The organism is Paenibacillus sp. RC67, assembly GCF_030020805.1.
Classification (GTDB): Bacteria; Bacillota; Bacilli; order Paenibacillales; family NBRC-103111; genus Paenibacillus_S.
Window position 1 is genome coordinate 1,064,667 of sequence record NZ_CP125098.1, and the last position, 13,657, is coordinate 1,078,323.

General features: G+C 43.2%; 11 protein-coding genes and 1 pseudogene. 9 read left to right on the top strand and 3 right to left on the bottom strand.

The genetic code is table 11. The annotated features are described in order from the left end of the window. Positions 1-62: 62 nt before the first annotated feature. On the bottom strand, positions 63-1,547 hold the full coding sequence (locus tag QMA13_RS04975; protein ID WP_282939896.1) for a sensor histidine kinase: 1,485 nt from the start codon (positions 1,545-1,547) through the stop codon (positions 63-65). Between the two features lie 2 nt (positions 1,548-1,549). Further along, positions 1,550-2,260 (bottom strand): response regulator transcription factor, encoded by a 711-nt coding sequence (locus QMA13_RS04980; RefSeq protein ID WP_282939898.1) that lies wholly within the window; start codon positions 2,258-2,260, stop codon positions 1,550-1,552. A 234-nt stretch (positions 2,261-2,494) separates the two neighbouring features. Here QMA13_RS04980 and QMA13_RS04985 point away from each other — a divergent pair, with 234 nt between their 5' ends. From QMA13_RS04985 to QMA13_RS05000, 4 genes are all read left to right on the top strand, one after another. Continuing rightward, complete coding sequence (locus QMA13_RS04985; RefSeq protein ID WP_282943262.1) at positions 2,495-3,517, top strand: LacI family DNA-binding transcriptional regulator; 1,023 nt, start codon at positions 2,495-2,497, stop codon at positions 3,515-3,517. 115 nt (positions 3,518-3,632) lie between these two features. Beyond that, a complete protein-coding gene (locus tag QMA13_RS04990; RefSeq protein ID WP_282939899.1) occupies positions 3,633-4,793 on the top strand; it encodes a Gfo/Idh/MocA family protein in 1,161 nt (386 codons plus the stop codon). Between the two features lie 17 nt (positions 4,794-4,810). Beyond that, positions 4,811-5,530 (top strand): ThuA domain-containing protein, encoded by a 720-nt coding sequence (locus QMA13_RS04995; protein ID WP_282939901.1) that lies wholly within the window; start codon positions 4,811-4,813, stop codon positions 5,528-5,530. Positions 5,531-5,575: 45 nt separating this feature from the next. Continuing rightward, positions 5,576-6,679 (top strand): Gfo/Idh/MocA family protein, encoded by a 1,104-nt coding sequence (locus QMA13_RS05000; protein WP_282939903.1) that lies wholly within the window; start codon positions 5,576-5,578, stop codon positions 6,677-6,679. A gap of 111 nt (positions 6,680-6,790) precedes the next feature. On the opposite strand, the gene sspI is transcribed toward QMA13_RS05000, so the two are convergent. Beyond that, on the bottom strand, positions 6,791-6,994 hold the full coding sequence (gene sspI / locus QMA13_RS05005) for a small acid-soluble spore protein SspI (protein ID WP_282939904.1): 204 nt from the start codon (positions 6,992-6,994) through the stop codon (positions 6,791-6,793). A 194-nt stretch (positions 6,995-7,188) separates the two neighbouring features. Here sspI and QMA13_RS05010 point away from each other — a divergent pair, with 194 nt between their 5' ends. The 5 genes and pseudogenes from QMA13_RS05010 to QMA13_RS05030 all read left to right on the top strand — a co-directional run bounded on the left by QMA13_RS05010 (position 7,189) and on the right by QMA13_RS05030 (position 12,932). Next, entirely contained in the window at positions 7,189-7,857 is a 669-nt protein-coding gene (locus QMA13_RS05010; RefSeq protein WP_282939906.1) for a potassium channel family protein, read from the top strand. Between the two features lie 9 nt (positions 7,858-7,866). Beyond that, positions 7,867-8,682: a TrmH family RNA methyltransferase gene (locus QMA13_RS05015; RefSeq protein ID WP_282939907.1), complete on the top strand. Its 816-nt coding sequence runs from the start codon at positions 7,867-7,869 to the stop codon at positions 8,680-8,682. Between the two features lie 300 nt (positions 8,683-8,982). After that, positions 8,983-9,288: pseudogene (locus tag QMA13_RS05020) on the top strand (helix-turn-helix domain-containing protein); the annotation flags it as partial. A gap of 51 nt (positions 9,289-9,339) precedes the next feature. Beyond that, entirely contained in the window at positions 9,340-10,074 is a 735-nt protein-coding gene (locus QMA13_RS05025) for a carboxylesterase family protein (protein ID WP_282939908.1), read from the top strand. A gap of 524 nt (positions 10,075-10,598) precedes the next feature. Then, complete coding sequence (locus QMA13_RS05030; RefSeq protein WP_282939910.1) at positions 10,599-12,932, top strand: tetratricopeptide repeat protein; 2,334 nt, start codon at positions 10,599-10,601, stop codon at positions 12,930-12,932. Positions 12,933-13,657 lie beyond the last annotated feature (725 nt).

A 13,657-nucleotide genomic window follows, 5' to 3' on the forward strand; every position in this document is an offset into this window, starting at 1 on the left:
AAAAAATCCCGTATCCTTAATGAGTTAAGGTACGGGATTTTGTGTCATTTAGGGGTGCTTGCTTAATTCTGGTTTTCGCTTTTTTCATCTTCTGCAGAAGGCGGGAGTGGCTCACTTTTGGGTAGAGCAATCAAAAATTCGCTTCCGATGCCGGGAGTGCTTTGCACCTCAATCGTTCCTTGATGAGCTTCCACCAGCCTTTTAACGATAGATAGCCCCAATCCGGTTTCGCTGTTGCTTTTGCTCCGGGAAGGATCGGCTTTATAGAACCGTTCCCAAATAAACGATAGCTCTTCTTGGGTCATCCCCTGGCCTGTATCGGAGATTTGAATCTTTGTCTCGGTTTCCGTTTCCGTTCCTCTCAGTCGAATAGAGCCGTAATCGGTAAATTGGATGCTATTCTTAACGAGATTAATAAGAATTTGCATCAGCCTGTCATAGTCGCCGTAAACATAGACTTCGGGCTCGCATTCGATAATGATAGGGAGATGCTTCGCTTCCAACACGATTTCCAGCGATTCCGTGACAACCTCCATTAATTCCCTTAACGGCATACGTTTTTTATGGAGCGTAATCATTCCGTTCTCGATTTTTTCCATATCAAGCAGCTCATTAATAAGCCGGATAAGGCGAAACGTTTCTTTCTCGATGATGCCGTAATATTTGTGCGTATCCTCCGGTTGAGTAACGAGATTGTTCTTTAACCCTTCAATAATGCCGCGTATGGAGGTTAAAGGAGTGCGCAGCTCATGGGTGACATCCATAATCAATTGTCGACGCAGCGATTCGTATTGGTTCAATTTCTTGGAGGAAGCCTCTAATTGAGCTGCCATGGAATTGAAGTCGAATGCTAAATCTCCCAGCTCATCCGTCCGATTGACGGGCAGCCTTGTTTCGTAATTCCCATCAGCAATCTGGCGGGTTGCACGTCGAAGCGGCTGAATGCTCTTGCTCATATTGCGTGAAATTAATAGGCTTACAATGACGGCGAGAACGAAGACAATAGCGAACATATATAGCAATGCTCTGTTGAATGAATGAACCGTTTCCTGATAGCCGTGGAGGGGGGAGAACACGAAAAGATACATATCTCCCTTTTGGCTTTTGGGCCGGATAGGCTTGCTTAGAACGACTAAAGGTTCCTCGGTATTGCGATTTACTATAAAGCTTTCGTTATCTTTAAGATTGAAGATTTTGGCTTTAAGTCCGTCAAGAAACGGCTTGGAGCGGTAGCTGCTGGGCATTTTAGGATCCCGATACACCATTTCTCCCGTTTTATCGAACAGGATAAAAGAAATTTTGCGTTCGACGAGCAAGGTACGGTAGGCTTGAAGGGCTGGAACCGGCTCATCCTCCTCGCGAGCCAGCATTCTCGAAACAACCTTGGCTGTAATGGTCAGTTCCTCTGTCTCCGCATCGTAAATCTGCTGCTTGGTATAATAGGCGAATCCAAAGCTCATCAAACCGAGGATAAGAAGAGAAACAATTAGATAACTTAAAAAATGGCGTTGAAAAAAAGTAAAACGGTAACGTTTCTTATTCGTCATTCTTATTCCTCCAGCTTATAGCCGACTCCCCAGACCGTAACGATCAATGCGCAATCCGGCGTAGAGACTTTGTTACGCAGTCGCTTGATATGTACATCAACCGTACGTTCTTCCCCAATATAGTCGTAACCCCATATGCTTTCGAGTAATTGCTCACGAGTAAATACTTTCTTCGGGTATTGGACGAACAAACAGAGCAAATCGAATTCCTTCGGTGTCAGGTTAGTGATCTCATGGTCTTGTACGATCGCTGTTCTCGATTCAAGCTGAATCGTAATGAACTTATGCTTTAGTGTACTGAAACCGTGAGATTCCTCTGGGCTAGATACAGCTTCCTTCTGATCCGCAGTGCCGATCTTGTAGCGCCGTAACACAGCTTTCATCCTGGCGATCAGCTCCATGGGACTGAATGGTTTGGTTACATAGTCATCCGCCCCAAGCTCCAATCCTTTGATCCTATCCTGCTCTTGATCGCGGGCAGTAAGCAAAATAACAGGTGTCTGATGATTTTGTCTCAGGTCCCGGCATAGGCTGATGCCGTCTTTACCTGGAAGCATCCAATCTAAAATCACGAAGTCCCAGGGTTCTTCGTCGATACGCCGCTGTGCCGTAATTCCATCATTGACAAAGGTAGTATGGTATTGTTCCTTCTGAAAAAAAAGTTGCAGCATTTCGCATACGGACAGATCGTCCTCGGCAACTAGCAGCTTCACGGAAAACACTCCTTGAATTCGTTGTTATCGTTACTTCAAGCATAGACTCTTGAGGGATGAATATCAATACTAGTATCGGCACATGAAATACGAGAAATTAGACAATGAAACAATTGACATCTTCTGGGATGCATGAGAAAATGAACGCGTGTACATTTTGAGGATAAAAAGCTAAATCTATCTTTGGAACGGTAATGCACCGGTCCGGAACCTTAAGAAAAGGAGAGAACGCATATTGTAACCAGGAAGGAAGTCGCTGAGTTAGCGCGCGTATCTGAAGCTACCGTTTCCCGGGTATTTAACGGCTTAGGGCCGATGAAGGAGGAGACGAAGCAGAGGGTACTGGAAGCAGCTAAGAAACTAAACTATCATCCCAACGCGATTGCTCAGAGCTTCGCCCGCCGCAGAAGCGGCAATTTAGGCGTGGTTCTTCCGTATGTGCCTAAAGTGCATTTGTTTTCAACGTATTTTTTTGCCGAGATATTAAGCGGTATAGGCTCCAAAGTACGCGAGAAAGGCTATGATCTGCTGCTGATGTTCCGATCACCGGAGGATGAGAGCGAGTATACGGATATTTTTCGTTCGCAAAAGGTGGATGCCTGCATCATTCTGGGTGCGGGAGACACGCCTCGGGAGAGAGAGCAGCTGAAGAAGCTGGAAGCGGCAGGACATCCGTTCTGCTTGGTCAATCAGCATTTTGCCGGAGAGCAGTTCAATGAAGTGGATGCGGATCATACGGGGGGAAGCTACCGTGCGGTCAAATATTTGTTGGATAAAGGACACCGCAGAATTGCCTTCTTGAATGGTTCTCCGCAATTCTCAAGCAGTGGCGACCGATGGCATGGCTACAAGCTAGCTATGGAGGAAGCAGGAATCGATTCGAGGCAGTATCAAAGCTGGTACTATGAGGGCAATTACAGCCGTACAAGCGGTTATCGGGCTGCAGCTCTGATGGCTGAGCACATCGGGGAGCTGGATGCTATATTCTCAGCTAACGACAGGATGGCAACTGGTTTGATGCAGGGGCTTCGAGAGAGAGGCTTTGAGGCAGGACGGGACTTTGCCATTATCGGGTGCGATAATTCCGATGCTGCCCGGGTGACCGATCCGCCGCTTACGAGCGTAGCTGTACCGTTCTACGAAATGGGCAGCCTTGCGGCTGAACGTTTGCTGGATCAGCTTGGCGGAGGAGGAGACGGCATTCAGCTCAAGCTGGATACGGAGCTCATTATTCGACAATCTTGCACGAAGCAATAGTTCTACGGAGTAGAGATGAACGTAACTAGCCGGGCACAGCTGCTTGTTCCTAAGCTTCTAAGTGGACTGTGCTGAAGGGTATTCATTTCACTAAATTTTACGCGGGAGGACGAAGATGAAGCAGTTCAATATCGGGATGGTCGGCTACAAATTTATGGGTAAGGCACATAGTCATGCTTATCGTGATTTACATATGTTTTTTCCTAAAGCAGCAAGACCAGGCATGAAACTGATTTGCGGCCGTGATGAGCAGGGAGTGGCTCAGGCAGCGGAGCAATTCGGTTGGGAAGGCTATGTCACCGATTGGCGTGAACTGCTTAAGCGGGATGACATTGATGTCATCGATATTAATGCTCCTAGCGATGCGCATAAGGAAATTGCTTTGGCCGCCGCCAGAGCGGGCAAGCACTTGTTCTGCGAAAAGCCGCTGGCGCTTACGCTTCCCGATTCTCGCGAAATGCTGCAGGTTGCTGAGGAAGCCGGTGTGAAGCATATGGTGGGTTTCAACTACCGGTTCGCTCCTGCTGTTCAGCTGGCTAAGAAGCTGATCGATGAAGGAAGGCTTGGAGAGATCTATCATTTCCGTGCGTGGTTCCTTCAGGATTGGATTGTAGATCCCGATTTTCCGCTTGTATGGAGGCTGCAAAAGGAAGTAGCCGGTTCAGGCTCCCACGGCGACCTCGGTGCACATCTTATTGATTTGGCGCATTATTTGGTTGGTGGAATGACGGAAGTCATTGGCATGAGCGAGACATTCGTTAAAGAGCGGCCTCTTCCCACCTCGATGACAGGCCTTAGCGCCAAAGGAAGCAAGGATGCGCCAAGGGGCCAGGTTACTGTTGACGATGCTACGCTGTTTATGAGCCGTTTTGAAAACGGTGCGCTTGGCAGCTTTGAAGCAACTCGGTTTGCGCCGGGGCATCGCTGTACGAATGCATTCGAAATCAACGGAAGCAAAGGCAGTGTGAAATTCGACTTTGAGAGAATGAACGAGCTGCAGGTGTATTTTACCGAGGATGCGGCTGATGTGCAGGGCTTCCGGCGTGTTCTTGCTACCGATGCTGCACACGCTTACATGGATGCGTGGTGGCCTGCCGGTCATACGATCGGCTATGAGCACACCTTCGTTCACGAAGTGGTTGAGCTGATGCAAGCTTTGGAGGAGGACCGCCAGCCGGTTCCCAATTTCGTGGATGGCGTAAAATGCCAGGAAGTATTGGAAGCGGTCGACCGGTCGATAGCCGAGCGTCGTTGGGTCAAAATCGAGGAAGTATAAGAGGAGCGTGCAGCGGGATGAAAAAAGCGTTAATCGTACAAGGCGGTTGGAAAGGCCACGAGCCGGAGGAAGTGTCCGACATCTTCCGCAGCGTGCTGGAGGAGAACGGATTCGAGGTGGAGGTATCTGATACATTAGACGCCTTCTCGGATGCAGACAAGCTGCTATCGCTCGATCTAATTGTTCCAGTGTGGACGATGGGAGAAATTACGAAAGACCAGGTCAAGAACGTTTCTGAAGCCGTGCAAAAGGGAGTAGGCCTAGCAGGATGCCACGGTGGAATGTGCGATTCATTCCGTACCAATGTCGATTGGCAGTTTATGACTGGGGGGCAGTGGGTAGCTCATCCAGGAAACGATGGTGTCGAATATGTCGTCAATGTGAAGCACAGCTCCAGTCCGTTGGTAGAGGGCATTGCGGACTTTGCTGTGAAAAGCGAGCAGTATTACTTGCACGTCGATCCAGCCGTGGAGGTGCTAGCAACGACACGGTTTCCTGTTGTAGAGGGACCGCATTCACTGAATAAAGCTGTGGATATGCCTGTCGTTTGGACAAAACGCTGGGGTGTGGGCAGAGTCTATTATTGCTCCCTCGGGCATCATGCGGACATCGTCGATATGCCGCCGGTCAAAGAATTAATGCGCCGCGGTTTTGTGTGGGCGGCTGAAGGTAAAGCAGCGGCTCAAGGCGCTGCATCTAATAAAAGCGAGTATACCGGTATGGGTGACAGTAACTAACAGGCAAATGTTGACCATTCACATATAGGGGAGGCAATCACACGCATGGAGAAGGTAAGAATCGGCATTATTGGCTGCGGAAAAATCAGCAGCATTTATTTTAAAAACTGCAAGACATTCGATGTTCTGGAAGTTAAAGCTTGCGCTGACCTGAATGTGGCAAGAGCACAAGCGAGTGCTGAGGAGTTCGAGATACCGAAGGCTTGCTCCGTACAGGAGCTGCTCACTGATCCTGAGATTGACTTGGTCATCAATCTGACAATTCCTGCGGCTCATGCTGATGTATGTATTCAGGCGCTGGAGGCAGGGAAGCATGTGTATGTGGAGAAGCCGCTTGCCGTAACCCGTGAAGAAGGACAGCGTATTTTAGCTGCTGCTAAATCACGTGGCCTGCTGGTAGGAAGCGCACCAGATACTTTCCTTGGTGGGGGAATTCAAACCTGCATCAAGTTGATTGAAGATGGCTGGATTGGCACTCCTGTTGCAGCTACGGCCTTCATGATTGGACGCGGACATGAGCATTGGCATCCGGACCCTGAGTTTTATTATGCTCGAGGCGGCGGACCGATGTTCGATATGGGACCGTATTATTTAACAGCTCTAATAGCTATGTTGGGCCCTATTCAACGAGTGACAGGGTCAGCCAAAATCTCCTATCCGGAACGCACCATTACAAGTCAGCCAAAGTTCGGCCAAACGATTCAAGTACAAACTCCAACTCATGTGGCGGGTGTTATGGATTTTCACAGCGGAGCTATCGGAACGATCATTACGAGCTTCGATGCTTTTGGCGGGGCACAAGTACCGCGAATTGAAATTTATGGGAGCGAGGGAACGTTGAGCGTACCTGATCCCAATACGTTCGGAGGTCCGGTGCATATCCGCCGGAAGGATGCCAAAGATTTCAGTGAAATTCCGTTGATGTATGGCTATGCGGATAACAGTAGAGGTCTCGGTGTGCTAGATATGGCTTATGCGATTAAGAACGGAAGAATCAACCGTGCTAACGGTGAACTTGCTTATCATGTTTTGGAAGCGATGCACGGATTCCACGATGCTTCCAACGATGGCAAGCATTACATCATGCAAAGCAGCTGCGAGAAACCTCAAGCGATGCCAACCGGCTTGGTGAAGGGTGTACTGGACTAATTTATTTGTATAAAGAGAAACCGCTTTGTATGAAGGCGCGGATCAATCACTAGCAGCTAAGTTCATGCTGTGTGATTGCTGCCCATTCATCATAGCGGTTTTTTAATCGTATTACGCCAAATGTTCCTTAAGAGTAGTAACGAGCTGCGCTTGTGTGTCCGGATTGCTATTCTGCCAAATGATCTCGAACAATACGCCTAAACCGGGCAATACTTGCTCCTGACCTCCGATAGATCCCTCGATAACGCCAAAAAGCTCCTCATCGTCTTTGTTGGTCACGCGTTGAATAATGGCCTGTCTCAGGTTTAAGTTCATGGAAATGCCCTCACTTTTCATCACTTGTTTTACCCGATTACTATGCTCCAAAAGAGCTCTGTTCATGCTCCGTTATGATGGGGGCATTTTATGGTATAATAAATAAAACGGCACTAAAGATATGTTTTTCTCGGGTTTGGATATACATATGTGATCTGTTTTTGGAAGTGTGCTGACTGCGAAAATTTAAAGGGGTGAGTTCCATGAAAAAGCAATTCGCCGTTATCGGAATGGGGCGCTTCGGTTCCAGTGTAGCGAAGACGCTATCCGACCTTGGCTATGAGGTATTAGCTATCGACAGCAGTGAGCAAAGAACACAAGAAATTTCGAATATCGTAACGCATGTAGTGCAGGCGGATTCAACGGATGAAGAAGCGCTTCGTTCCTTGGGACTACGCAATTTTGACGTTGTCATCGTGGCAATAGGGCAAGATATTCAGTCAAGTATATTAACAACCATCATCTTAAAGGAAATTGGTGTGCCCAAAGTAGTCGTGAAAGCCCAAAATGAGCTTCACGGTAAAGTGGTGAAAAAGATCGGTGCAGATAAAGTCATTTATCCGGAACGGGATATGGGGCAGCGGGTTGCGCATCATTTGATCTCATCCAATATATTAGATTATATCGAGCTGTCCGATGCGTACAGCATTATTGAAGTTCAGGCTTCGCGGACATTAATCGGCAAAAACCTGCGAGAGCTGGATATTCGTGCGAAATATGGCTGCAACGTGATGGCGATTAGAACGGGCTCCCATATGAATATTGCGCCTAGTGCGGAGGATTTGATCAGGGAGCAGGATGTGCTTGTTATCGTAGGAAAAAATGAAGATTTGAATCATTTCGAAAAAACATTTGCAGAGTAGGCTGTTGTTATGACATTGTTGGATTCATCTATTACTTCCGTCCAGAATGCCCGTGTCAAAGCATGGGCCCAGCTGCTGGACAAAAAAGGCCGCGACAAGCAAGGCCAGTTCATTATCGAGGGTGTGCACTTGGTGCAGGAAGCTTTGGAATCGGGAGCGACAATCGACACTCTTGTCGTCGCTGATGACCGGCAGCACGAGCTGCCTGCCGGAATGCTGAAGCAAGCCATAGATGCAGGAATAGAGTGTGTTGCCGTAAGCGAGCAGGTACTTGCTAAGTGTACGGATACGTTGACACCGCAGGCGGCATTCGCCGTACTGCCTAAGCTTGGCTGGGCGCAGGAAAGCCTGATGGACCCTGCTGCACCGGGACTCGTTGTGGTTGTTGACGGTATTCAGGACCCGGGTAATCTCGGAACTATTATCCGCAGTGCCGATGCGGTAGGAGCTACAGGAGTTCTGCTGGGCCGCGGCACGGTGGATTTGTACAATCCCAAAACCGTCCGCTCTACCATGGGCTCTTTATTCCACCTCCCGATAGTGCAAGGAGGCGACTTGCGGGATGCGCTTCCTCAAGCATCCTCACAGGGCGTTGCCATTGTAACGACAAGCCTTCAGGGCAAGCGGAGCTGTTACGAGTACGACTTCCGACAGCCCGTTTGGTTCGTAGTCGGAAATGAAGGGCAGGGTGTCTCGGCGGAAGTGTCTGCCTTGGCGACAGAGCACATCCTTATCCCAATGCAAGGACGCGCGGAGTCGCTGAATGCTGCAATGGCTGCGACAGTCGTGCTTTTTGAGGCGATGCGGCAGCGGGGGGTTAGGTAAATACGAAAGACTATGAGTTGTAATCCACTTTGTCATCGTGTGGAACGTCATTTGTCATAGATTTGGAACGTAATTTTGTCACTACTTAGACTAGTCCCGATGTGGCTTAAAGCCTTGATACATCGGGATTTTCTATGTGTTGTAAGAGCGGGAAGAATATAGAATAATTAGCGAATAGAAGTTCGTGAATTTAATCTTGAAAATTTCTGGAATGACTACTGTCATAAATCGTTATTTTCAAGGGGAGGCTTCCATGAACATTATTGGTGAAAACATAAAAAGGTTGAGAAAGAACATAACTTAAATCAGGTTGAATTTTCAAATTTAATTGGGGCTTCTCAAGGTAGTTTGGGTGATATAGAAGCAGGAAAAAGTAAACCAGCCGTAGACACGGTTGTTTCGATATACAGAAATTTTGATTGTTCGCTAGAGTGGTTACTTACTGGCACGACTGATAAGCAGATCTTTGATGGTCAAAAGAAAATGGTCCTTAGTAATTCGGAATTAACTCTTTTTGAAAATGAATTAGTAAGTTCTTTTAGAAAACTAAATATGGATAACCAAATTGAAATTTTAGAGATCATTAATTTAAAGTTAAGAAAATAATTATTCATGCTATTATTAAGGAGATATGGAATTCATCTGCTTAATCCTTGCATGAATCTAAAGAATCTTGGAATTACAAAGGATAGCATTGAGGATCTACAGAATGTGGATTATGAAAAACTGACTGAACAGTCTAATCTGGCACTTCAACAGGCAGCTAATGAGTTTAGCATTCCAGGACCATTTGGTGGTTATTCTATGGAATGGGAACCAGTTGTAGATGGTGATTATATGCCTACCCACGCTGTAACTGAGGATTCTTTCGCAGAGGCAGGAAAGGATATTCCGCTTTTAATTGGTACGAATTTGGCTGAGTGGGAAGCTTTTAGCGCTATGTCAAATACAAACGGGTCTCAGAATGGGAATAAGACAACTTGGAGTGAAAAAGAAGTAAACGCTAGATTAGATGCAAAATACGGAGATAAGGCAAAAGAAATTGCCAACGCTTTTAAGGAAGCTTATCCAAATAAGACAAAAGCCGATGCACTCTTCGTCGACACGATGATTCGTATGCCTAGCCTAAAAATTATGTCACATAAAGCAGATCAGAATGGTGCACCAGTCTATGCCTATATGTTTACATACGAGTCTCCAGTTTCACCTGGACTGTTTCTTGCAACGCATACGGCAGAAATCCCATTTGTTTTTCATAATATAGATAAGTCAGCTACAGTTGGCGACAGTAAAGAAGCTAAAACATTGGAAGATCGTATGAGCATAACAATGGTTTGTTCTTCAATAAAGATTGCAAGCAAGCATCGAGTCTTCATTTGTGCTTGCTTGTAGTCTTTTTAATTTAACAATTAAATATATGCGCTTTCAATAAAAGGGGACTAGTACAAACCCGTTTGAAGGAAATTACGACTGACATCAAGCAATAGGTATGCATACTGATATTTTACCTATAGTTTTGGGGAGAAAACAAAAATGAACAACAAAAGAATCGTTAACCCCTTATACATAGGTTTTTTGGCGTTTTAATAAATCCCAATTAGATATGATGGGGAAAAATATTGTTTTTATAGGTTGAAGAAGGAGGCGGCAGCCAGCCTGCTCCATAAGATGATATTTAGGATGAAGTGAATCTTATTCTCACAATAAACTCTATGCTGAAAGATGAGATAATTTTATGTATTCACAATATTATCCACATATCTTTCTATGCCTAAAATATTAGACTCTAGTATCGATAAGCATTTCACTACATATTAAATTACATTGTTAACATACTTCGTTTTAGACGAAAATGAGTTTGTTAATTTATACTTAGATAATATAATAATTAAAACTAACCTTGGTAGGTGATTACAATGATCAGCGTAGGAGCAACAGTTGGCGCAATAATAAGAGGCAGTATGACGCTTTGGAATAAAATGAAGAATCCACAGTCTGCCACCTTAAGTCTGATAGTAAAATCACTAAATAAAGGGGCTTCACATTACAGAGAATATTTATCAACGAAAACAGAGCAGGATGGAATTCAAGAGTCCGTTTATTGGGAAGAGAAAGGGCTTAAACAGTTCTTTGAAAAGGAGTATTCTGAAAATAAGAGATTTGGTTTTCATACATATGATGCAAAAAAGTTAGCTAATGAAATTGAACAATATTTTATCCTCTCTAATCATAATTTAACAGAATATGAGAAGATATCATTTGTGGAAAAAGTTATTTCGTATTCACAATCGCAATATATACTTGCACAAACAAACGAGAATAAGTCCATGGCGCTACTACAATTAAGAGGAGAATTGAACGTTGAACAAATCTTACAAGTAGTTTCTCAACTTCCCTCAATACAGAAAGATGTTGAATCAATAAAACAGAAGTTAATAACGTCAGAACACAGTCAAGCAAATGAAGTTGTTAAGGATTTTACATATTACTATACACTTTGTATTGAACTTTATACTGATAGGAACTACCCTGCATGTCTATCTTTAATTCAGGAAGCCATAACAACCCATCTTTCAACAGAGCAATACATCTCGTTATTATTTTTTGAATCAAGCATTTACTATAATCAATTCAATTATGATTTAGCTCTGGAGTGTATATTGAGAATTGAAGATAGAATTAATAATGAAATAAGTGACGCTTTTACTGCAAGTATACTTGCTAACAAAGGCTCTATTTATTCTGAAAAAGGAGCTATGGAAGGTAATAAAAAATTAGTACATTTAGCAATTGAGTGTTTTGAAAAACAACTTCATATGATAATGGTAGACGAAACAAACAACAAGTCGCTTGGAAGGATTTATTATAACCTGGGGACATCCTATCTTTCTATTATTGAAACCCAAAATGATATTGATTCTTGTATAGAGTATTTTGAACTTGCATTCGAAATGTTACCTGAAAATGCAGAGGTTATGAAAAATCTCGGAACGGCATATGGAATGAACCATCAACATGAAAAAGAAATTGAGATGTACGAATTGGCACTAGATGCTAACCCAGAACTTTTTGAAGCATTATGTGCTTTGGGAATGGTTTATTATCGTTATTACCATAATCCAGAAGAAGCAAGTAAATATTTTCAAAAAGCTGTAAGGCAGAGACTGGAGGTTGTTCGCTTTCCATATGTGTATTACTGGCTGGGAAAGTGTTACTTTGAAACAGACCATAAAGAAAAGGCGAGAGCGGCAATTGAAGAAGGGTTACGAATTGCACCCACCCTCGAATATTTAATTGAACTAAAATCGGATATTCTTTATAGTTTGCTTCAGGATAAACCACAAACATATCTTTCCGAATTTACTCAGTTTATCAATAGAATGTACCCTGTACCGACTGAAGAAAGTTCAAGTAAATTATTAGCGGCGCTACTTCTAAATGCCAAGTATGAAGAAGCATATGAAGTATTGTCAACACTGTCTGAATCAATAAAAGAAAGTGTTTCGCTTATGCCTTCATATTTCATGTGGGCTTTTAATTTAATTAATAACAATGATTTTGAAGGTGCGTATCAAATAATTAATAACATCAATCCTAAAAAATTTTATGATGAAATCAATAGTTTCAAATACGTTTACCACTTTATAATTGCATTGAGTTTGAGTGGACTTCAAAGACATGAGGAAGCAGTTGTCCATTTGGAAGCAATTCATGTAGAAGATTCAATATTCCAGCCTGTTGAAACACATTGTCTATTAGGTAGTGAGTTTTTAGAAATTGAGGAGTATGATACAGCACGTGTTCATTTTCAAAAAGCGAAAGGGCTAATGGGCGAAGAGAATACAAATATGGACATTGAATACGGATTATTTCAAGCATATCTCGGTTTAGAAAGAGTTCGCCCAGCAAAAGCTTCGATTTTTAAAATGATTGATTTATTAGCTATTCCTTATGTAGGTAACATTTTAACAAAAGAAATAAATCCCGAATCAACTTTGGAAAATAGAATGTCAGAAATCTTCAGTAGTATGACCAGACTTGCTTTGTTAGAAGTTAGGTTGAAAATTAAGGATAATAAAACAACAGTTCGATCAGAAGATTTAGAAAAAGAAATGATGAGACATTCTAAACCTTTATTGCAGTATTTCTCTGAAAAAATAACGGGAACTGCTTTCAATTTTGATAAAATTACAAGGGATTACTTTTTATCTAAAATCGAAGACATAGAATCTAACGTTAGTAGTATTTAGGAAAGTTTGTATTTAGAAAGGCACTACTTTATAAATCTTTGATATAGAAAATGACGCACAAACTGATTATAGTTTGATGCGTCAATTTTTTTAGCCAATTCAAAGAATCCCAATTGTAAGTGATTTAGCGCATTGCAAGCCAGGAAATCGAAAAAGTGGATTGTTGATATACATAAATGAAAAGCGTGCGGAGAATAGAAAGAATGTCGCATAGAGCCAGAGCAGATGAGATTTACAGAAGAGTAAGAAGAAATTGTGCCTACTATGATAGTAGATGGTGAGTTACCTCAACTATCGATCATTAAAAATATACTAGAGGAGAAGGGCGTTTCTTTTGTTTACTTAATTGAACATGATAAGGATTTGAAGAGAAGAGTTAAAGAGTTGTTGGAACGGGAGTATTTAGGAGGTAGAATGGTGAAGAATTCATCATTGGACATAGGATGGAGTCAATGTCCAGACTTAAACTAATGTCACAGCCTAAGCTTAAATATTTTTAACTATTTGCAGCGAATGTACATTAAGCATTCCTGCTTTTTTGTGAAAATTTTAGAATTCGTAGTAAAAATATGTTGTAAAATGGAATTAAATGCGAAAGAGTAGTAGGTGACGCGTTGGATCTTTTTGAAAGGGGAGTATGTTAATAGAAGTTCATCAAGTTTCAAATACGAGTTTATACTGACATATAAAAGTGAATGTAATATTTACTATACAATTACTACTAG

Coding starts and splice junctions, on each gene's coding strand:
- sspI (WP_282939904.1), bottom strand. CDS start 6,994: ATGAACTTAAACCTGAGACAGGCCATTATTCAACGCGTGACCAACAAA.
- QMA13_RS04995 (WP_282939901.1), top strand. CDS start 4,811: ATGAAAAAAGCGTTAATCGTACAAGGCGGTTGGAAAGGCCACGAGCCG.
- QMA13_RS05015 (WP_282939907.1), top strand. CDS start 7,867: ATGACATTGTTGGATTCATCTATTACTTCCGTCCAGAATGCCCGTGTC.
- QMA13_RS04990 (WP_282939899.1), top strand. CDS start 3,633: ATGAAGCAGTTCAATATCGGGATGGTCGGCTACAAATTTATGGGTAAG.
- QMA13_RS05000 (WP_282939903.1), top strand. CDS start 5,576: ATGGAGAAGGTAAGAATCGGCATTATTGGCTGCGGAAAAATCAGCAGC.
- QMA13_RS04975 (WP_282939896.1), bottom strand. CDS start 1,547: ATGACGAATAAGAAACGTTACCGTTTTACTTTTTTTCAACGCCATTTT.
- QMA13_RS05025 (WP_282939908.1), top strand. CDS start 9,340: ATGAATCTAAAGAATCTTGGAATTACAAAGGATAGCATTGAGGATCTA.
- QMA13_RS05030 (WP_282939910.1), top strand. CDS start 10,599: ATGATCAGCGTAGGAGCAACAGTTGGCGCAATAATAAGAGGCAGTATG.